Source organism: Roseburia sp. 1XD42-69, assembly GCF_003612565.1.
In the GTDB taxonomy this organism is placed as follows: domain Bacteria; phylum Bacillota; class Clostridia; order Lachnospirales; family Lachnospiraceae; genus Roseburia_B.
Window position 1 is genome coordinate 15,596 of record NZ_RAZG01000021.1, and the last position, 22,078, is coordinate 37,673.

The 22,078-nt window shown below is 45.2% G+C and carries 13 protein-coding genes; 12 read left to right on the top strand and 1 reads right to left on the bottom strand.

Annotated features, from left to right (window positions below; genetic code table 11):
* The first annotated feature begins 84 nt into the window (after positions 1-84).
* Both D7Y06_RS11920 and cysK read left to right on the top strand, forming a co-directional pair.
* Positions 85-276, top strand: coding sequence for a YjfB family protein (locus D7Y06_RS11920; RefSeq protein WP_120408024.1), 192 nt, complete (start codon positions 85-87; stop codon positions 274-276).
* 131 nt (positions 277-407) lie between these two features.
* Entirely contained in the window at positions 408-1,334 is a 927-nt protein-coding gene (gene cysK, locus D7Y06_RS11925; RefSeq protein ID WP_120408025.1) for a cysteine synthase A, read from the top strand.
* Here the strand turns inward: cysK and D7Y06_RS11930 are convergent.
* Positions 1,323-2,408, bottom strand: a complete 1,086-nt coding sequence (locus D7Y06_RS11930) for a DUF4422 domain-containing protein (protein WP_120408026.1) — start codon at positions 2,406-2,408, stop codon at positions 1,323-1,325. The two genes, cysK and D7Y06_RS11930, sit on opposite strands and share 12 nt — an antisense overlap.
* 118 nt (positions 2,409-2,526) lie before the next feature.
* Between D7Y06_RS11930 and D7Y06_RS11935 the strand changes: the two genes are divergently transcribed.
* The 10 genes from D7Y06_RS11935 to D7Y06_RS11980 all read left to right on the top strand — a co-directional run bounded on the left by D7Y06_RS11935 (position 2,527) and on the right by D7Y06_RS11980 (position 22,071).
* The gene (locus tag D7Y06_RS11935; RefSeq protein WP_120408027.1) at positions 2,527-2,931 is read left to right on the top strand and encodes a hypothetical protein; all 405 of its coding nucleotides are present in this window, start codon (positions 2,527-2,529) and stop codon (positions 2,929-2,931) included.
* Positions 2,932-2,964: 33 nt separating this feature from the next.
* Positions 2,965-4,560, top strand: coding sequence for a HelD family protein (locus tag D7Y06_RS11940; protein ID WP_120408028.1), 1,596 nt, complete (start codon positions 2,965-2,967; stop codon positions 4,558-4,560).
* Between the two features lie 218 nt (positions 4,561-4,778).
* The gene (thiS, locus tag D7Y06_RS11945) at positions 4,779-5,750 is read left to right on the top strand and encodes a sulfur carrier protein ThiS (RefSeq protein ID WP_120408029.1); all 972 of its coding nucleotides are present in this window, start codon (positions 4,779-4,781) and stop codon (positions 5,748-5,750) included.
* Between the two features lies 1 nt (position 5,751).
* Positions 5,752-6,909 (top strand): 2-iminoacetate synthase ThiH, encoded by a 1,158-nt coding sequence (thiH, locus tag D7Y06_RS11950; RefSeq protein WP_120408030.1) that lies wholly within the window; start codon positions 5,752-5,754, stop codon positions 6,907-6,909.
* Positions 6,902-7,468, top strand: a complete 567-nt coding sequence (locus D7Y06_RS11955) for a thiamine phosphate synthase (RefSeq protein ID WP_120408031.1) — start codon at positions 6,902-6,904, stop codon at positions 7,466-7,468. The genes thiH and D7Y06_RS11955 overlap by 8 nt, the downstream gene beginning before the upstream one ends.
* Before the next feature lie 100 nt (positions 7,469-7,568).
* Positions 7,569-8,912 carry an MATE family efflux transporter gene (locus D7Y06_RS11960; protein ID WP_120408032.1) on the top strand — a complete coding sequence of 448 codons (1,344 nt, stop codon included), beginning with the start codon at positions 7,569-7,571 and terminating at the stop codon, positions 8,910-8,912.
* A gap of 166 nt (positions 8,913-9,078) precedes the next feature.
* A complete protein-coding gene (locus tag D7Y06_RS11965) occupies positions 9,079-18,306 on the top strand; it encodes an Ig-like domain-containing protein (RefSeq protein ID WP_120408033.1) in 9,228 nt (3,075 codons plus the stop codon).
* A gap of 12 nt (positions 18,307-18,318) precedes the next feature.
* Positions 18,319-19,464, top strand: coding sequence for a class B sortase (locus D7Y06_RS11970; RefSeq protein ID WP_120408034.1), 1,146 nt, complete (start codon positions 18,319-18,321; stop codon positions 19,462-19,464).
* Positions 19,465-19,496: 32 nt separating this feature from the next.
* Positions 19,497-21,389: a leucine-rich repeat protein gene (locus D7Y06_RS27800; protein ID WP_120408035.1), complete on the top strand. Its 1,893-nt coding sequence runs from the start codon at positions 19,497-19,499 to the stop codon at positions 21,387-21,389.
* An 82-nt stretch (positions 21,390-21,471) separates the two neighbouring features.
* Positions 21,472-22,071 (top strand): hypothetical protein, encoded by a 600-nt coding sequence (locus D7Y06_RS11980; RefSeq protein WP_120408036.1) that lies wholly within the window; start codon positions 21,472-21,474, stop codon positions 22,069-22,071.
* The last annotated feature ends 7 nt before the right edge of the window (positions 22,072-22,078 follow it).

Genomic DNA, 22,078 nt, shown 5'->3' on the forward strand with positions numbered 1-22,078 from the left:
CTGTTGTATACTACATTTAACAAAACAAATCACATAGATGAAACTATTAACCAGGTTTCTTAAGTGACGGAGGAGGTGCTTCCATTGGACATAGCAGGTTTATCCACAGCGTTAGCTCAGACAAAAACACAGAATGATGTAGGAGTGTTAATGCTCAGCAAGAGTTTGGATTTAACAGAGACATTAGGAGAAGGCATGGTAGAGATACTGGATGCATCCGCAATGGAAAGTTCCGTTACACCTTACCTTGGGAGCAACATAGATTATCGGGTTTAACGAAAGTGAAAATGAGCTGATGTCAGCAGAGCGAATCAGAAAAAGATACGCTCTGCTGTTTTGTGTGCAGAGGTAAAATAGAAGCTCTGGTACAGGTTTCTGTGAGGTTATTTTAGATGGAGGGAAAAGTTATGGTTTGCAACAATATCCTGGAAGCTATGGGGCAAACGCCTATGATTCGGTTAAACCATATGGTGACAGAGGATATGGCACAGGTACTGGTGAAGTTTGAGGGTTTAAATGTGGGAGGATCCATAAAGACCAGGACGGCTTACAATATGATAGAAAATGCCGAAAAACAGGGGAAAATCACAAAGGATACCATTATCGTGGAACCCACCAGCGGAAACCAGGGTATTGGCCTGGCTCTTGTGGGGGCCGTAAAGGGATATCCCGTGAAAATCATTATGCCGGATTCCGTCAGCGAAGAACGGAGAAAGTTAATCGGTCATTACGGGGCGGAAGTGATTTTAATCCATGATTCCGGGAACATTGGAAAGTGCATCGAAGAGTGTTTAAATACGGCTCTTGCCATGGCGAAAGAAGATAAAAACGTATTTGTCCCACAGCAGTTTGAGAATCCTGCAAATCCCCAGATTCACAGGATTCAGACCGGCCAGGAGATATTAGGGCAGGTGGACGGGGAAATCCACGGATTTTGCTCCGGCATCGGAACCGGAGGGACGATTACAGGGATTGGGGAAGTTTTAAAAGAAAAAAACCCAGATATAGAAATCTGGGCGGTGGAGCCGGAGGATGCGGCAATTCTCTCCGGAGGCTCCATTGGAACCCATGTGCAGATGGGAATCGGGGACGGTGTAATACCGGAAATATTAAACCAGCAGATTTATCAGGAAATCTGTATTATTTCAGACGTGGAAGCCTTGCAGACGGCAAAGGATTTAGCTTCCAAAGAGGGGATTATGTGCGGTATTTCCAGCGGGACAAATGTAGCGGCAGCCCTTCGCCTTGCAAAAAAACTGGGAAGAGGGAAACGGGTGGTTACCGTTTTGCCTGATACAGCGGAGCGGTATTTTTCCACCCCCCTATTTGACTGATGTTCCCCGGCTTTTTTCCTCTAAAAGCATTTTAGCAATAGTTACAGCCTGAGGGCTTGCCAGATTTTTGTCGGACAGGAAAAGCTTCTCCTTGGGGGAAGCCTTTCCTGCCAGATCATGGGCTGTTGCCTGGTTTAATCTGTGAAAATGGGAAATCAGGCCCTGGTAATCTTTGATGTAATCTAAAATGCAGGTGCCCGTTGCCTCATCCTCAAAGCTGCAGGTGGAAATAATCTGCATACAGAGCCGAAGTTCTCCTGTAATATCAGAAGCTTCCATCAGCACATCCGGACGTTTCCTGTAGCAGTCTAAAAAATACTGCTTCGCCCCTTCATAGTCCCGTGCGGCAAAAAAGGTTCCCAGTTTTTCTTTTAACTGCCTTGTCTCATATTTTTCCCCGGACATTCCCACCATACATTCACAGGTACTTAGGCCGTTTTTTTGTATCCAAAGGGTTTGTAAAAATTCGGATAAAAATCCAAACAGCCGCTTTTGATAACTGTTGTACCCGGTAAAGTCCGTGTCCGTTTTTACCTCAAAAAGAATGTCAAACAGCCACTGGCAATAGTCCGAAAAAAGTTCCCTTGAGGTGATGAAAATATTCCCAAAATAGGTGTGGGGGCCAGTTACCAGTTTTTGGTATGTTTCATAGTATTCCGGGTATTTTTCCTGTATCACTCTCGCCGTGGTTTTTAAATCTTTCCCATGGTGGTTTTCCGAAAATCCCTGCTCATAAGAGCAGGTTAAAGTGAGAAGTTTCGTGGTGACAATATCATATTTCTTTAAGATATCCTGAAGTTCATCCTGGGTAAACAGGCGGCCCTTTTCGTTAATGAGGTAACGCCTGTAATGGCACATTCCAATGTAATCCGCCCTGCAGCGGTTCTTCCAAATCCAGTACATTCCGGTAAGCTCACAAAAATAGGGGTTTTCCTTTGATATGGAATCTCCGGTGTCGTCTCCTAAAAATCCCAGATTATTGCTAATGGCCCGTCCTACATGCAGCGGGATGTACATGGGGTCATTTGGAGGGGTAAAGGGTTTGTGGGTGATGGTGTATATTTCTATGGACATAAAAGACCTCTTTCATTTATAAAATATTTTTCTGCTTTTCAGTATACACGTTGTATTTGATTTGTACAAGAATTGTGGGTATAATATATTCAGACTTATCCAAAAGCAGGAGGAAAAGATGAGAGAAGAAGCCTATTTGGAATCGGTGTTAGAAGTGCTTCACGAAAAAATTGCCGGGATAGATGCAAAAATGGCGGGGAACGAAAAAGACATTGAGAGTATGCATCAGTATTTCTGGGAAAACTATAATGAGTTTGACGAGTATGGATACGAGCTTTTTGACAATACCAATGCGGTGAAGGCAAGACTTAAAGAGCAGGGGGATTATGTGAGGGAGCGGTGCCGTTATGAAAAAATGCTGTACTCCCCTTATTTTGGCAGGGTGGATTTTTGTTATGAGGGGGAGGATACCCCGGAGCAGTACTATATCGGCATTGGGAATCTGGCAAAGGGACGGGCGGACAATCCTTACGTTTTCGACTGGCGCGCCCCGGTGTCCGGGCTGTTTTATGATTATGACTAGGGAAAGGCGAAGTTTACGGCCCCTGCAGGGGTGATGGAAGGGGAAATTACAAAGAAAAAGCAGTATAAGATAAAAAACGGCCGTCTGGTTTTTGTCCTGGAAAATGAGATGAATATTGATGATGAGATTTTGCAGCAGGCACTGTGGGAACATACAGACGCAAAGCTTAAAAGTATTGTTACCACCATTCAGAGAGAGCAAAACAGCATTATCCGGGATAAGAGCCACAGGATTCTTGCGGTCCAGGGGTGCGCCGGGAGCGGGAAAACTTCCGTGGCGCTCCACAGGATAGCCTATCTCTTGTACCATAACCGGGGGAGCCTAAATGCAACCCAGATATTGATTTTGTCCCCAAATCATATTTTTGCGGATTATATATCCAGGATTTTGCCGGAGCTTGGGGAAGAAAATATCTGCGAGATGACCTTGGATGATTTTGCATATAAAAAGCTGCGGCAGTACGGGGAGGCGGAAGACCGGTATGACGAACTGGAAAAAGTGCTGCACAAAAATGAACCGGAAGAATACTTTCTGGGAAAATCACTCATTCCTTCCACAAAAGAGGCGGAGTATAAGCAGACAAAAGGCTATATAGAGGAATTAAACGGGTTTGTCCTTGCCCTGGAATGGGAGATTGTGAATATTTCCGATTTTAAATATAAAAAAATGGAGATGAAAGAGGAGGAAATCGCAAAGTTCTTTTATGAAAAGATGGCGGATATTCCTATTTTATCCCGGATGAAAAAAATCGGGGAATACCTCATTGATGTTGCGGAGACCTTAAATGATAAGGACATGGAGGAGGAAGAGCGGCAGGAAGTATTGGCACGGTTTGACGCCATGTATGAGACAAAAAATCTGGCAAAGCTTTACAACTTATTTCTGAAGGAATCCAAAAGAGAGCCCATGGACTTAAAAACCGGAATACTGCGGTATGAGGATGTATATCCCATGCTTTATCTTTCTTATGCACTGTTTGAGCAGAAGCCGGGGCGGGAGGTAAAACATCTTTTGATAGATGAAATGCAGGATTATACTTATCTGCAGTATGTCCTTCTGGAAAAAATGTTCCACTGTCCCATGACAATTCTGGGGGATAAGGTGCAGACCATGGCAGGCACTTATCAGGACGTGCTTAAATTTCTGCCAAAGATTTTCGGGAAAGAGGTATATACGCTGGAGTTAAAGAAAAGCTACCGTTCCACCACAGAGATTATGGATTTTGCCAATAAGATTCTAGGGGAAAATACTCAGAATGTTTTAAGGCATGGGGAGGCGCCCTTATCCTTAAAGTGCAGTGGAATAAATGAGATGTATGAAAAGCTTTCGGAAGATTTAAAAAATTTTGGGGAATATGACACCTTAGCTGTGCTCTGCCTGGACGCAGACAGGGCAAAGGAAGCCTATGACAGGTTAAAAGATACGGAACTTAACGTGCATCTTTTCACCAAGAATTCCATGAAATTTGACAGGGGGATTTCCGTTATGCCCTTTTATCTGGCAAAGGGGCTGGAATTTGACGGGGTATTTGTGCCGGAGCTTCAGGATTATAAGGAACCCCTGCACAGACAGGCGCTTTACATTAATGCCACCAGGGCGCTGCATGTGTTAAGGCTGTATACTTTGTAGGCAGTTAGAGCATTTAAATCAATTACAAAGATTAGCGTAAATTTTTCCCTTGCCTTTTCACAATTCCTGTGCTATTATCATTTTTGCAGAAACTTTTAACATAGAAACTTTATACAGCAATTCAGAGTGAAACCATAAGGTTCACGAAGGGGTACACCACCGCGGGTGTATCTTTTCGTGAACCTTTTTTGTTTTGCGGGAAAAAAGGAGGAGCAAGCATGAACATTACATTAAACGGAAAACCCTGTGACACAAATGCGGGGAACATCATTTCTCTGCTGGAGGAAAAAAACTACCGCCCGGAACTTGTAGCGGTGGAGGTAAATGAGGACATTATTGCAAAAGAGGGGTATAGGGCATATTCCTTAAAGGAAGGGGATACGGTGGAGATTGTGACGTTTATGGGAGGGGGAGAGGAAAAAGACACCTGGTTTTTGGGGGAGCATGAATTTTCTTCCAGATTTATTTTAGGATCAGGGAAATATTCTCTAAAGCTGATTTCAGCGGCGGTGGAGCAGGCCGGGGCACAGATTGTAACTTTGGCCTTAAGGCGGGCAAACCAGGGGGGGATGGCAAATATTATGGACTACATTCCAAAGGGCGTCACTCTTTTGCCCAATACTTCCGGGGCAAGGAATGCAGATGAGGCTGTGCGGATTGCAAAGCTTTCGAGGGAGATTGGCTGCGGGAATTTTGTAAAAATAGAGATTATGCGGGATTCCAAATATCTTCTGCCGGACAATCAGGAGACGGTTCGGGCCACGGAAATTCTCTCTAAAGAGGGATTTGTAGTAATGCCCTATATGTACCCGGATTTGAATGTGGCAAGAGATTTAAAGGATGCGGGAGCGGCCTGCATCATGCCCCTTGGGGCGCCAATCGGCTCCAACAAAGGGCTTTGCACCAAAGAATTTATCCAGATTCTGATTGATGAGATAGATTTACCCATTATTGTGGACGCAGGAATCGGCGCACCCTCCCAGGCCTGTGAGGCTATGGAAATGGGGGCGGCTGCAGTGATGTGCAACACGGCGATAGCCACAGCGGGAGATATCCCCCTTATGGCGGAGGCCATGAAGCGGGCCATAGAGGCGGGGAGGAAAGCGCACCTTGCCGGGATGGGGAGAGTGCTTTTCAAAGGGGCGTCCCCTTCTTCTCCCCTCACAGGATTTTTAAGGGAGGAAAATTAAAATGGAAAAAAGGACAGACCATATGGCTTATCAGGAGGGGATGGAACGGATTGATACGGATATCCCCCGGAAAGTGATAAATAGGATGGAAGCCTATGATTATCACGTTTATACGGAAAAAGAGGTAAAGGCGGCGCTGGCAAAGGAAACCTGCGGAATTGAAGAATTTGAAGCGCTTTTGTCCCCGGCGGCAGAGAGGTTTTTGGAGGAAATTGCACAGAAGGCCAGGGCGGAGACGAGAAAGCATTTTGGCAATACCGTGTATATGTTTACTCCTCTTTACATAGCAAATTACTGCCAAAACCATTGTATTTACTGCGGCTTTAACTGCCAGAACAAGATAAGGCGGGCCAGGTTAAAACCGGAGGAGATAGAGGAGGAAATGGAAAAGATTGCCGCATCGGGCCTTGAAGAGATTTTGATTCTTACAGGGGAGAGCCGAAAAATGTCGGATGTGGAATATATTGGGGAAGCCTGTAAAACTGCCAGGAAATATTTTAAAGTAATCGGCCTTGAGATTTATCCTGTAAATGCAGAGGAATATGCCTATCTCCACAGGTGCGGTGCAGATTACGTCACCGTGTTTCAGGAGACATACGATTCGGACAAATATGAAACGCTGCATCTTTCCGGCCATAAAAGATGCTTTCCCTACCGCATCAATGCCCAGGAGAGGGCTATTTTAGGAGGTATGAGAGGGGTGGGCTTCGGGGCCCTTTTGGGTCTTTCCGATTTTCGGAAAGATGCCCTGGCAGCCGGGTATCACGCCTATCTTCTGCAGCAGAAATACCCCCATGCGGAAATCGCCTTTTCCTGCCCAAGGCTTCGCCCCATTATAGGTAATGACAAAATTAATCCCAAAGATGTGCATGAAGCCCAGCTTTTGCAGGTGGTGTGCGCTTACCGGATTTTTATGCCTTTTGCCGGCATCACCATATCCACCCGGGAATGTGAAAGGGTGCGGGATAACCTGATTGGTATAGCCGCTACGAAAATTTCCGCAGGAGTTTCCGTGGGAATCGGGGAACATTTGGAGGATGAGGGTTCAAAGGGGGATAAGCAGTTTGAAATTTCCGACGGAAGGAGCGTGGAGGAGGTGTACCATGCCATTGAGCAGGCAGGGATGCAGCCGGTGATGAGTGATTATGTGTATGTTTGATGAAAATATCATAGCAATTACAAACAGAAAGCTGGTGCAGGGGGATTTTTTAGGGCAGATAGAAAAAATATATCAGTCGGGGGTGAAAAAATTGATACTCCGGGAAAAAGATTTGCCCCCCGAAGCCTATGTTTCCCTGGCTTTAAAGGTGCAGGAGATTTCTTTGGCATATCATGTACAGCTTATCTGGCATTTCTTTGTAGAAGAGGCCGCAGAACAGGGGGCAGAATGTATCCATCTGCCTTTGGAGAGGGCTCGCCAATATAAAGATTATTTGAAAAATTTTATAAGCCTGGGGATTTCCGCCCATTCTATAGAGCAGGTGAAAGAGGCGGAAGCTTTGGGGGCGGACTATGTGACCTTTGGGCATGTGTTTGAAACGGATTGTAAAAAGGGGCTTGCCCCCAAAGGGATTGAGGCGCTTTGTAAAGTATGCAGGGCCTCAAATATCCCGGTGTATGGACTTGGGGGGATAACCCTGGAAAACAGGAAGGAAGTAATGGATGCCGGGGCGGCGGGGTATTGTATGATGTCCGGGGTTATGGGGAGTTTTATATAAATTTCGTTTCCCCGCTTTATATATGAAAAATCCCCGCCCTTAGATTAAAACAGACAAAATCCGGTTAAACTATCAGGTAGAAATCTGAGAGGAGAACAGGATGAAAAAAGAAGATTCCCAGTATCGGAAAATGACAGAAGAGCCTGTACCAAAGCTGGTGGCGGCATTGGCTGTGCCCACAGTGGTCAGCATGCTCATTACTTCTATATATAATGTAGTTGACACTTATTTTGTGGCAAAACTTGGAACGGCGGCTTCCGGCGCTATCGGTATCGTCTTTTCTATTATGGCAATGATACAGGCGGTGGGTTTTACCCTGGGGATGGGGGCTGGGAGCACCATATCCCGTCTTCTGGGAAAAAAGAAAGAAGAAGAGGCAAAAAAAGTGGCTAGCTCTGCCCTGGCGGCGTCTGTTATTTCGGGAATTATCCTGGCAATACTTGCCATTGCCTTTCTGGAAAAACTTATGGTGTTTTTAGGGGCCAGTGAAACCATACTGCCCTACGCCCTTTCTTATGCCAGGATTATACTGTATGCCTGTCCGGTGATGATGGCGTCTTTTGTATTGAACAATCTTTTGCGGGCGGAGGCAAAAACCAGGTATTCCATGATTGGAATCGGGGTGGGGGGAATACTCAATGTGGCCCTTGATCCTCTGTTTATTTTTTATTTTCAAATGGGGATAAAAGGAGCTGCTCTCGCCACTGCCCTGGGGCAGGCAGTGGGTTTTTTTGTTCTCTTGTCCTTTTACTTATTAAAAAAAACAGAACTTTCTTTTTCTTTGAAAAAAATTGCACGGGAACTTTCTATTTATAAGGTGTTTGTGTTAAACGGAATGCCTTCCTTTTTCAGGCAGGGGCTTGCCAGTGCGGCGGCAATTGCCTTAAACCGCACGGCAGCGGCAAATGGGGATGCGGCGGTGGCGGCCATGTCCATTGTGGGAAAAATTTTCATGGTGGTATTCTGCACCCTGATTGGTTTTGGCCAGGGATTCCAGCCGGTGGCAGGGTACAATTACGGGGCCAAGATGCCGGAGAGGGTAAAACTTGCCTGTAAATTTACCCTTGTTACAGGAACTTTTGGGATGGCGGCCATGGGCTTTGCAGTATTTTTTCTTGCGCCTTGGCTTATGGAGTGGTTTGGCACCGGAGAAAAGGAAGTAGCGGAAATCGGAGTGCCGGCCCTTCGTATGCAGAGTGCTGCCATGCCTTTTATGCCTCTGGGGATTGTGTGCAATATGGTATTCCAGGCAGTGGGGAAATCTGGAATCAGCACATTTCTGGCAGCCTGCCGACAGGGGGTATTTTTTTTGCCAGCCATCTTTCTTTTTCCAAAATTCTTTGGTATAATAGGTATAGAATTGGCACAGCCCATAGCGGATGTGGCGACATTTTTTGTCTGTGTGCCATTTTATATCCATTTTTATAAAAAAATGGGAAGGTAGTACTTTGGCACTATTATATTTTGGTGAGATTGATACGATATATATGACATAAGTGTAACCAGGTACGTTTATGCCGCAGCCATGGATGATACCTGCTTTTCGTGTCGTTAAAGTGGTTTTCCACTAAATGTAGATAGTCTTAAGGAAGGAAAAGGGAGCGATAATTATGTACAAGGACGTTGTGAAGAGAGTGTTAGCTTGGGTATTAGTCTGCTGTATGATCGGGAGCACCCCGGATTTTAGCCTGTGGGCAGCTTCCACAGGGGGCGGGGGACATTCTTATCAGCTTGAGAATGGCGAATTTACGGAAGTGATTGATACCGGCGCCCAGACAGCCACCATCACCAATACCTTTGTGATGGACGGAAATGATGTGAGCGGCATGCATGTGCAGGAAGTGGGGCTCATTTCATTTGGCGTGAACAATGGAGAGGGCGGAGACCATATCCATGAAGCGGATTATACCCTTACTGTTTCAAGCGGGGGAAAGACAGCCACGGATTCAGGCAAATATCGGCAGAGTCCAAGCGGCTGGGCTGAGATTCCCGGCACAAATTTGACAGGGGATACCATACAGGCGGGAGCGGGAGATGAGATCAGTGTTGCATTAACTCTCAAAAATGCCGTGTGGAGGGATAAAAACGGCGGGCAGATATCCGGTAAGGACAATATCTGTTTTCTGGCTGCAAAGCGCAACGGGGAACAGGGCAGCAGCAGTTCCGATGCGGGGAATCTGGGAGGTAAAGCGGCATGTATCCGTATCAAGACCCAGGAAGCGGCTTCTCAGGAACTGCCTACAGGAATCCGTTTCGCAGGGGATTCTCCGGAGGCTATAAAAGTTGGGGAACAGGCCGGCTTACAGCTTGTGTTTACTCCCAGTACTGCAGGCCAAAGAGAGGTAGAATGGACCTCTTCCGATACCAGCGTGGCTTCGGTGAACCAAAACGGACAGGTTAGCGGCGCCGCAGTGGGAAGGGTAACCATCACCGCAACTTTAAAGGCTGACCCTAATATTAGCGCATCCCATACACTCCGTGTCTGCAAGGATATGGACAGCAGGGATATTACTGTGAGCAGTATAGCAAATCAGCCTTATACCGGACTGCCGGCACGGCCTAAGGTAGAGGTTTCGGACGGAAGCACAAAGCTTGTGGAAGGAACACATTTCAATAGTGACTACGACAATAATACCAATGCGGGGACGGCAAAAGTTGTTCTTACAGGAGTTTTGGCAAACGGATATCTGGGAACGAAGGAAGTAGAATTTAGAATTGATCCTGCTTCTCTGAACGGAGTCACATTGGAGGGGCTGGAGAATGTTTCTTATACCCTTCCCACCCAGGATGAAATTGATGATTTCCAGACATCTTCCGGGAATGCTTCAGCAACAGGGGAAGACGTCCTTCAGGCAAAGATATTAGATGACTTAAAGCATAAAAACATAAAGATTATTTATGCACCATATACTTCACAGGTCAATGAACTTGTGCCGGAGAAAGATTATACCATTACCGGAAGAAAGCTGAATGTGGCAGGGGCTTCTGCCTATATTGAAATTACCGGACAGGGGAACTATAAGGATGTAAAAAGGATTTCCATTCCTATAAAAAAGAGTATCAACGATCCGGATATCAAGGTGACAGATGCATCTTCGTTGTATAATTTCCACTACCGCTATACAGGCAAGGTGATCGAGCCTAAGATTGTGGTAAAGGACGGGACAACAACTCTGGTAAAAGACAGGGATTATACCGTTGATGGATATTATAATGATGAGACAGGAACTGTTACGGCTACCGCCGACGCAGGAAATAAGTATGTTATCATTAGAGGTAAAGGCGCCTATGCTTCTGATGATGGTTCGGGCAATCCTGTTAAAATAGCGCAGAAATATGACGTATCACCAGTAAATGTTGCCGACAGCGATGTGAAAATAACCGTGCCGAAGCAGGTTTCGGGATTTGATGCCGGCAATATAAAGATGGAAGTGACTTTTGATGGGAAAGTACTCACAAAGGGAACAGATTATACTGTTACAATAAACGCTACCTTGGATCCTTCTGTATGGGATGTTGTTGTACAGGGCCAGGGGAACTTTGCAGGGACAAAAACGGTGCAGGCCAGAGCGGGAATTGATATCGCCTCCATGAATATTGATTTTAAGCATTCCGCCGTGGAGACTAACGGTACGCCTTATCTGGGCGGAAACGAGGTGAAACCGGAGATTGTTATCACCGATACCGCCGGTACGGAAGTGCCAAAATCAGAATATATTCTGGCATACAGCAATAACAAAACAGTTGGAACAGCCAAGATTAAAATCACAGGTGCGGATGAGGGCTCATACGGAGGTATGGCGGAGCTTACATTTCAAATCACACCTGTGGATGTAGGTTCCTTGACATACGATTATGAGCAGTCTGCGCTCTTTAATGTAAAAATGACTAACGGAGTGTTAGACACTTCTATTAAACCTAGCATCACAGGGAAATATTCCGGAAACAGCGAAAGCGGAAAATTTAACTATACCCTGGTTAAGGAGAAAGACTACACTGTTACATATAATAATGACGATCATGCAGGTACGGCGACCATCACCGTTACAGGAAATGGAAACTTTACAGGCACGACAGATTTGGAATATACAATTGAAGAAAGAGATTTGAGTCAGCCTCAGCAGGAAACGGGGAATGTGCTGGAGTTTGGATGCGAGACACCAGTCTATGCGGGGAAACCTCTCACTGTAGCGGATCTTGGCGCATATGTAAAGCACAATGACATTGTATTCTCTGAAGCTTCCGGTACAGATGCGGCGCTGCAGCAATTCTGCCAGGACAATTTTAAGATTACCATGCAGGGAAGCGGCAATCAGGTAATGGTCTTTTGGGACGCAAAAGATGGGGGGAACTATACAGGCGGCTACTATACGACAATTGAAGTAATGCCCTGCGATATCAGCGGCAGCAATGTGGTTATTGACCCTGTCAGCGAAGTAGAATACAGGAAAGATGCGGCGGCAACGCCGGAACCTGTGGTAAAACTTGCAAGCGATCCTTCGATTGTATTGACAAAAGATACGGATTATACTTTGAGCTATCAGGATAATGAAGAGGCTGGAAAAGCGACGGTGGTTATTACCGGAAAGGGAAATTATACCGGAAGCAACAAGGCGGAATTTGTTATCTATAAAGATTTGGATTCCACGAAGGATTATGCGGATACCATCGAGTTGGCAAACCCCATTCCCCAGCAATATTATACGGGATCTGCCATAGAGCTTAAGCCCGAGGATGTCAGCCTTCAGGATGTGCTTAAAGGCGGAGGGAAGAAAGCCATTGACAGTTCCGCTTACACACTGGGAAATTATAAAAACAATACGGCTGTGGGGGAAGCAACGGTAACTGTTACAGGAAAAACAGATGGGTACTATAGGGGAAGCCGGGAACTAACTTTCACCATCGCCACAAATTCCATCGCCAATGTGGATGTTACGCTGGACAATACGGAGTTTGACTTTACAGGTGAAAAGATTGAGCCAAATGTGACAGTCAGCTACAATGGCGCAACCCTTACGGAAGACGTAGATTATACTGTCAGGTACCAGAACAATATTAATGCCGGTTCCAAAGAGACCAGCGGGGAAGCCAAGGCGCCCCAGGTTATGATTTTCGCCAAACAAGGCGGTAATTTTGACGGGGTCGGAGGAATAACAGGTAATATGAAGACTGTTTATTTCACGATTTATCCAAAACAGCTGAACAGGACAAATTATGAATACACTTACCCAAAGGATCCAGATGCTATCCAGGGAAATAATGGTTCCTATGATTACAGTTCCGTATCTCTTAAGGATACAGACAGGAATAAGCAGCTTTCCAAAGGTACAGACTATATGGTGGACTGCAAATTTGTAAGCGCAGGTGCAGGGCCGGATGATCCGGATAATGGTAAGCTTACATTTATCGGAAGAGGAAATTATGAAGGAGAGATATCCTTTGACGTACTCTTGGAAAAACAGGAGATTGTACAGTCTGACGTGACAGTTACTTTCTCTTCCGGGCAGACTTTTGTATACACAGGAAAGAGTGTGCTGGAGGATCCGGCATTTGACCTTGTGGTTCGAAAAACAGATACAGGAAAGCTTCTTGTGAGAGGTGTGGATTACAGGGTAATAGCGGCCGATGGTTACACAAATGACCAGTTTACAAACTGTACTGGAGAGACGGTAAAATTCCAGATTCAATTTATCAGCAATGAATTTTCCGGGACTCTGGCGGAAGACCGATTTAATTTTAGTATTGCCAAGAAAAATATTGCGGATTCCGATGTGTCAGTTTCCATACCGAACCAGGCAGCCGGAGACGGTGCATTAGAGCCAAAAGTGACTATCACTTACAACGGTATGACACTCACCGGCGGAACAGATTATACTTACGAGGTATTTGATAATAAGCCGGCGGATATCGCTGCAGGGAAAAAACCATATGTGGTGATTACGGCGAGTGCAGGAGATAATAAAAACTATAGAGGTACAAGAACAGAATATTTTGGAATAGGAAAGAGTATTGCTGCGGCAGAGGTGACACTTTCCACATCGGGATATGCGGTGGACAGCAATGGATACTATATTTATCAGGCGGATCCTATTACTCCGGATGCAGTTGTGAAACTGGAAGGTAAGACCCTGCGGCCCAATGTGGATTATACCCTCTCCTATGAAAATAATGTGGATATCAGTGATTTTTCAGATCCACAGAACCACAAAAATGCGAAGGCCATAGTTACAGGTGCCGGAGAGTACGGCGGACAAAAGATTGTAGACTTTGTGATTACAAATAAAGACGCAGCAAATTCTTTGGGAGGTTCTGTAGTGATTCCAAGGAGTGTGACAGCAGAGTTTACAGGCAGCCAGGTAGAGCCGGATTTGAAAATTGTATACAACAGGCCGGGAAAACAGCCCTATACCCTGATACCCGGAAAGGATTACATTATGGAACTTTCAGGGGACTTAATAGGCGTGGGGGATAATAAGGATGCCACTGTGGACTTCAGGGGGAACTTTATGTATTCTGTTCCCGGGGAGAAACCCAAGATTTCCGTTACTATCGTGGCTAAATCCTTTAAGGATGCGGATGATGAGACGGATCCCGGAGATATTTATTTTGCTTGGAACGGTCAGCAGACCGAGTACAATTATGAGGGGCAGCCCATTACACCGGGTTATACACTGGTGGATTTGAAGCGTAATCTGGACGGAAGTTATAAGAAAGACGGCGGTTCACAAAACATTTCATCCTGTTATAAGTTAAAGTCACCAAAGGATGTGCAGGCAGGAGAAGCTGCTGATTATACTTTAGAATGGCGAAATAATGACAGGCCGGGAGAAGCACAGCTTGTCCTTACTGGTAATAAAAATTATAAAAGTACGGAGCGAATTATCAAAACCTTTAAGATTAAAGGAACCTTAAACTGGGCCACCATTGAGTTTGCAAAACCGGATTTCCCCAATGATAACAACAGGTTAGATTGTTTCCAGTATACAGGAAAGAGAATTCAGCCGGAACTTAAGATTTATTTTGGAAATCATGCAAATGAGCCTTTATTAGCAGGAAAAGGGCCCAATGACATTAAGGCGGATTACTGGTGCGAGTATCCCGAAGACTGTATTAATGTAGGCGAGGGAAAAACCATCATTATCCATGGAATGAACGCCTATGCGGACAGCGGGGATTTTGAAATAGACTACAAGATTGTTCCCCGAGATATCAATGACGCTACGGTGGAGAATCTGGGATCCTTTGCATACACCGGGGAGAATGTGAAACCGGTGCCAAAGCTTTACTATGGCGGTGTGCTGCTGAGGCCGGATTTGGATTATATCTGTACTTGGGAAGAAAACTGCAGCGCTATCAATGATGAGACAAAGCCATATTATGAGGTGAGAGTCACCGCAAATCCTGACGGAAACTTTACAGGTACATATCAGAATGAGATTACTTATAAAGTAGGTAACAGTTTCTCAGAGGCAAATGGTATCAGCGTAGAATTGCGGAAGGACAGCTATAAGTATACGGGGGATACAATTATCCCGCAGATTGTAGTTAGAGACCAGAAGTATACGCAGCCTTTGGAAGAGGGCGTGGATTACAAGGTTGCCATTGATGAGGATAATCCGGAGTATATCAATGCTGGAAAGAAAACTTTCCGAATTTACGGTTTGGAGACAAATCATCCCTATGTGGGAGATATTACGAAAGAATTTACCATTACTCCAATTGATTTAAGTGCCGCAAACGCAACGGAAATTGTGATGGATGAGGAAGGAATCTTAAAAGATACGGCGCAGTATAAGTATCAATATTTCGGCAGGGAACACCGGCCGGAGCCTTCCGTCAACTGGATGCGGGATAAAGACGGTATTATTTCAAAGATTCTCCTTTCCCAGGAGGACGGAGATTTTACCTACACCTACCAAAACAATATCAATGCGGGAACAGCAACGATTACGGTGGGACCGGGGGATGTGAAGTCAGGAGGAAGCGAGCCGAACTTTACAGGCAGCAGAGATTTGAACTTTACCATTAATCCAATCCATATTGATGAGGACAGTTCTCTTTTGAAGGTTTTAGATGAGAGAAACTGGATTTACACCTACACAGGAAAGGAAGTAATTCCTCAGGTGTCCATAGAATATAACGGAACCGTATTGACATCAGGTGTGGACTATGAGGTTACCTCTGGATTTACCAATATTACGGAGGATGCGAAAGCGCTGATCCGTTTTAAAGGGAACTATGAGGGCAGTGTGACAAGACCCTTTGTGATCCGCAGGAGATCTATTTTGAGCAGCGGTGTTGATATTACCTTGGAAAAGGGAAATCAATACAAGTATACCGGGCAGTCTATTTTGCCCAAGGTTACGATTACCTGTGACGGAACTACTCTGGCCGCAGGCACAGATTATACCATTAATTATGGAGAAAACCATGATGTAGGTCTTGGAACCATTGATATACAAGGTATCAATAACTTTGAACAGGGAACGGAACTGACCTTTGACATTCTTCCTATCGACATTACTTCCGCCGATGTGGAGGTGCAGGTGGATTCCGGTGTCGTTACCGTTGCAAAGCCCAATGCTGAACCGGAGTTTACGGTTTACTGGATCAAGGAAGACGGCACAAAAACCAGGGTTTACGCCGAAGGCGAGGGAGACCCGGAAGGTTCCGTTAGGGAAATTGCCTATACCTACAGGTATTATAACAATACTGTGATAGGTGAAAAGGGACATTTAGAGCTTACAGGTAAGAATAACTTTACCGGTGTCAGGGATGTGGAATTTGACATCGGGGCAGACATCAATGACTATGTTCACAGTGTTGAATGGAAAGACGGAGAACCTTCTTTAGAGTTTAACAATGCGGCTCAGAAACCCAAGGTTGCCGTTACATTAAATGAGAGCGGGATTCATTACGGCCTTACAGAAGGCAACGATTATAAGGTTGTCTATGAGCCTGTATCTGACAACGGAGACGGTGAATGTATAAACGCAGGAGACTATAAAGCCTATGTGAAGGGAATCGGAAAGTACGCAGGGCGTATGGGAGATTTGCGCTACACCATCAGGCAGAGAGATCTTAGCAAGGTGAACTTTACAATTCCGGATAAGGCATTTACAGGCAGTGCATTAAAGCCTGACATTACCGCAAGAGATGAAGAAATTGACCTTGATTTGGAACTGGTGGTTCCGGTTGGAAATCAGCCCGTGGGAAAACCCAACGGATACTTGGCGACGATACCGGAGAATCTGGTAAATGCAGGAAAGGTTTCTATTGAAATCTGGGCAGTGGAAGCAGGCAACTACACAGGCCGGCTGAAAAAAGACTTTGTTATTACGCCGAAGGATGTTACAGATGTTACCGTGAAATTTGATCCTTCCGTTATTGAGGAACAGAAATTTACGGGAACAGCCATACGTCCCACCTTTACCATTACGGATACGGCAAGAAATAATGCCGGATTTGCAGTGGCAGCCGGAACAGGGGATTATGTTTTGAAACCGGAAGACTGCACCATTACTTACACGGACAATATCTATCCGGGAACGGCAAAGATTACCGTGGAGGGCAGAAACAATTACGGCGGAAAGCTTATCCGTGAATTTACTATAAGTGCAGATTTGTCTATGGCAGAAATTGCACCTATACCGGCGCAGCCTTACACCGGCCAGCCGGTGACCCCGCCTCTTACAGTGACCCTTGGAGGCCACAAGCTTGTGGAAGGCGTGGACTTCATTGTAAATTACCAGAATAATGTGGACAGAGGTATTGCCACAGTAACGATTACTGCAGCTCCCTTAAGTAAGTATACAGGGGAGAAGACGGCGACCTTTGAAATCGGAAGAGATTTGGCAAACGCCCAGGTTCGGGCTATAGCAGATGCCTTTACTTATACCGGAAATCCCATTGTACCTCAGATTGCTGTGGTATATGGCAATGATATTTTAAGAGAGGGCGTGGATTATACGGTGGTATTTTCCAATAATGTAAATGTGGGAGCTGCCACTGTGACAGTAACAGCAATGGGTGCATACACTGGAAGGATTGAGCGTACCTTCGACATTGTGGCAAAGAATGTGACACGATGCAGTTTCAGTGAGGTGGAGACAAAGCTTTACAACAACCAGGCCACCAGCCAGAATTTGGTACTGACAGACGGCGGCAGGACATTGGTTGAGAACCAGGATTACGCCATTGCTTACGTGAACAATACGAATCCTGGAACCGCGACAATTCAGGTTTCCGGTTTGGGAAATTACGGCGGAGTGAAAACAATCCGTTACAACATTGAAGTGAAGCCTATGACAAATACAAAGGCTTCTGCAACCAGCAACAGTGTGAAACTTTCCTGGTCTGCAGTGGACAGTGCTCAGGGTTATGCCGTTTATAACGACAAAAACAGACTTGTGGGAACAACATCATCTACATCCTTTACCCACAAGAAGCTCAGTTCTATGAAGAGCTACAGCTACAGGGTGCGCCCATATGTGGTATCTGACGGGGCTACCTATTTTGGTGATTTTGCCAATACCGTAAAAGTTACCACAACACCGCCCACGCCTTCTAAAGTAAAGGTAAAAGCGGGAAGCAGGCAGGCGAAAATCAGCTGGGCTAAGATAAAAGGCGTTACCGGATATGAAGTTTACAGGAGCACCAAGAAATCCAGAGGTTACAAGAAAGTGACCACGATTAAGAAAGCAAATACTACAAGCTATACAAATAAGAAGCTTTCAAAGAACAAGAAGTACTATTTTAAAGTCAGAGCATACAAAACTGTTAATGGGAAAAAGCTTTACAGCAGTTATTCTTCTCCAAAGCAGGTAAAAGTGAAATAAGGGATTGCCTTTATGGAAAAGTACAAAATTGGCAGGCATGAATTTGATTCCAAGGAAGAATGGGAAAATGCCCTGAAAGATTTAAAAAAAATAAGAGACCTTGTAGAACAGCTGGATATAGAGGATGCAGAGGACACTCTGGTCCTCTACCAGCTGCTCCGCAATGGAGATGTCACCTTTGACAGTGAACTGGGAGATGCCTTTTTTTGTGATATATCCGACAGAGTGGCAGATAATTCTATGGAATTAATCAAACAGGGTTCAAAGAAAAGTTTTTGGCCGAAGGTGAATGTTTCAAGTTTGATTCAGAGAGAAACCCCAGGCGGGCCGTTGGAAAAAGAGAGTATCTTTAAGCTGGCGGGAGTTGTCTGCGTGGTGCTTGCCCTGGTTTGCTTTGGCGTATACGGACTTTCCGTATTTGCTGAAAACAGGGCAACAAGAAAATTGGAAGAAGTGCAGAGTCTGAAAAAAGAAAACCAGGTTATGGGCTGGTTTATGGAGCGCATTGACCAGGAAGAACCAAGACAGAATTCCGCTCAGGGGGATGCGTCTAAGCTTCAGATGCAGGAGATAGATAAGCCTTTGGAAATTTTGCCGGAATATAAAGAACTGCACAAAAAGTATCCGGATTTAATCGGATGGGTGAAAATAGAGGGAACTTCTATTGATTTGCCGGTCATGCAGACGGTAGACGATTTTTATCTCCACAATAATATAGACGGGGAGGAAGACATTAACGGGACATTGTTTTTGGATTCCCGGGATGATGTAAGCCACAGCATGAATCTGATTGTCTACGGACATAACATGAGAAGCGGTGCCATGTTTGGAAGCCTGAAACAGTATTTGGATGACGGTTTTGTGGCAAAGCATAAGCAGATACAATTTGACAGTATATATGAAAAAGGGACTTATGAAGTATTGTATGTGTGTCTCACCAAAGTGGGATATCAGGATGAGCCGGAGTATAAATATTATAATTTTATACAGCCCAAGTCCCCGGAGGAATTTGATGCATACTTTGAGACAATCAGGGCGTGCGCTGTTTATGACAGTAAGCAGGAGGTGACAGAGGAAGACAAATTCCTCACATTATCTACCTGTAACAGCTACATTGAAGACGGAAGACTCTTTGTTGTGGCGAAAAAGATACAATAGCCTGAAAACTATAATGCTTAAGGAGGGTGAAAATGAAAAAAAGTCTAGCGGTACGTGCAAGTGCCATCGCAGCAGTGTTGACGCTGGCTTTGGCTATGGTTTTACCAAATCTGGTAAAAGCAGACGGAGACGAAAAGGGCGAACCAACAGTAGAAGTTGCGGAAGAGCAGCAAACTCCGGCGGAGCCGGAAGCACCAGTGGAGCCGGCACCTCCGGCAGAGCCGGAAGTTCCCGCAGAACCAGAGACACCAGCAGAGCCGGAACCCCCGGCAGAATCAGAGACACCGGCAGAGCCGGAAACCCCGGCAGAATCAGAGACACCGGCAGAGCCGGAAACCCCGGCGGAATCAGAAACCCCGGCGGAGTCAGAGACACCAGCAGAGCCGGAAGTTCCGGCGGAGTCTGAGACACCAGTAGACACAGAAACTCCAAATGTGCCGGATAAATCTGACCAGGATGACACGGTAAAAGACAGTGAGACACCGGCAGAGGGAACACAGCCTGGAAACCCGGAAACACCTACACCTGAAGTTCCGGCAGAGAGTCAGCCTGCCCCGGAAACACCCCAGCCTGCTCCCGAAACACCGGCAGAAGGACAGCCCTCCACAGAGGCAGCCCAGGTTCCGGAGGACACGGAGTCTGTAGATTTGTCTGAAGTGGATGATTTGGGCCTGTTAGATCCTGTTTGGAATACAGTGGCAACAAAGACTGTCACACCCGTAGGAGATGCGGTGGATGTCTTTGAGGTAAATGACGGTGCAGATTCCTTTGTCATGGATGGAACAACGATTACAGGTTATACCGGACCAGGGGGATATGTATCGATTCCAGACGGTGTCACATCTATTTCAGATAACGCATTTTATGGAAATACCAGTGTAATCAGCATTACACTGCCAAATACGATTCAGAGTATTGGAAGTTCTGCTTTTAACGGGTGCAGTAATTTGGAATCTGTGACAATTCCTGCCAGTGTAACAGACATTGGAGTATCTGCTTTTGCAAATTGTACAGGTCTCTCCTCTGTCACCATAAACGGTGCGGTGGGAACCATTGCACAGGGACAGTTTTATAACTGTATTAGTCTGTCTCAGATAGATATTCCTGAAGGAATTACAAGTATCTATGCAGGGGCGTTTTCCGGGTGCAGCAATCTCTCAAGCGTTACACTTCCGGCATCCCTTGTAAGCCTGGATTTAAATGCCTTTGATTCAGATGTGAACTTAACCAATATTACTGTGGCGGACGGGAATCCCAATTATTCTTCCAGTGACGGATGTTTGTATTCCTCTGACGGTTCCCAGTTTATACTGTGTCCTGCAGGGAAGACAGCCACCACAATTCCCAAGGGTGTGACAAGTATTGCGGCAGGAGCTTTTGCCGGCTGTAACTATATTACAAATGTGAAACTGCCTGACTCTGTCACAAGTATTGCGGCAGATGCCTTTACAGGAAGCAATATCCAGGCAGTTACCATACCAAAAGGTGTTACTTCTATTGGAGTCCAGAGTAACTGGACGCCGGATATTGTATACGGATATACCGGTTCTCAGGCGGAAACCTGGGCAGATGAAAATAATTATATTTTTGAAGCTCTGGATCAGAAACAGCCTACGGAGGATCCGGGAGAGGATCCCACCGAAGATCCGGGAAATAATCCCACCGAAGATCCGGGAGAGAATCCCACCGAAGATCCGGGAGATGGCGGTGATAATAACAACGGTAACGGAAAAGCCTGGGGTAACGGAACCACTACAGTTTCTGGTACCGGAGCGCCTACCGTGACTGCAGCTGCTCCTCATATCAAGGACGCTACGCCAAAAACTGGTGTGGAAGATTATGGAATTTATTTCCTTTTTGGAGCGATTCTCTTAGTGGGCGGGGCATGTTTCGCTTACAGTAAAAAATTACATTGTGAAAAATAAATTGATGAAGAACGGGTAAGCATTTCGCTTGCCCGTTTTTATAATGCATGCTATAATAAGCGTATTGAAATGAGGGGATAATATGATTTTAGGAAGAATTGCTGAAAAGAATTCAAGAATGCGTCAGGGATTGAAAGTGGACGGCCCACATTATCAGCCAGGGCATGTGACATATGCTTTTTTGAGAGTACAAAACATATCTTCTCAAATAATTCTTTTGGCTCAGGGAATGCGGATTGCCCAGATTATTTTTGAACAGTTAACTCAGATTCCAGATGTTCCCTATAGTGCGCAGCCTAAAGCGGCTTTTCAGGATGAAGTCCGTTATAAAGGGTTGGGAAATTATAAGGAAGATTACGAAAAGGAAACCAGAAAGGAAGTAAAGAGGACAAAGGAAGACATTGAAAGATTGTCTCAGAAAATTTATGCGAATGTACTTACGATTATGGGAATAATGGTTGCTATATTTGCCCTGCTTACTATTAATTATCAGGCATTTACACAGGCAGCAGTTGATTTTCGATATATATGGGTTATGAATCTTACATTGGCACTTTGTATTGTGATAATGCTGGGATTGATTTTAATATTCATAAATAAGCCGGAAAATAAAAAAAACAGTTTGGATTTACATTGGAATATTAGCGTTACTTGCAATTCTGACAGTAATTGTGAGTCTTAGATTGTTT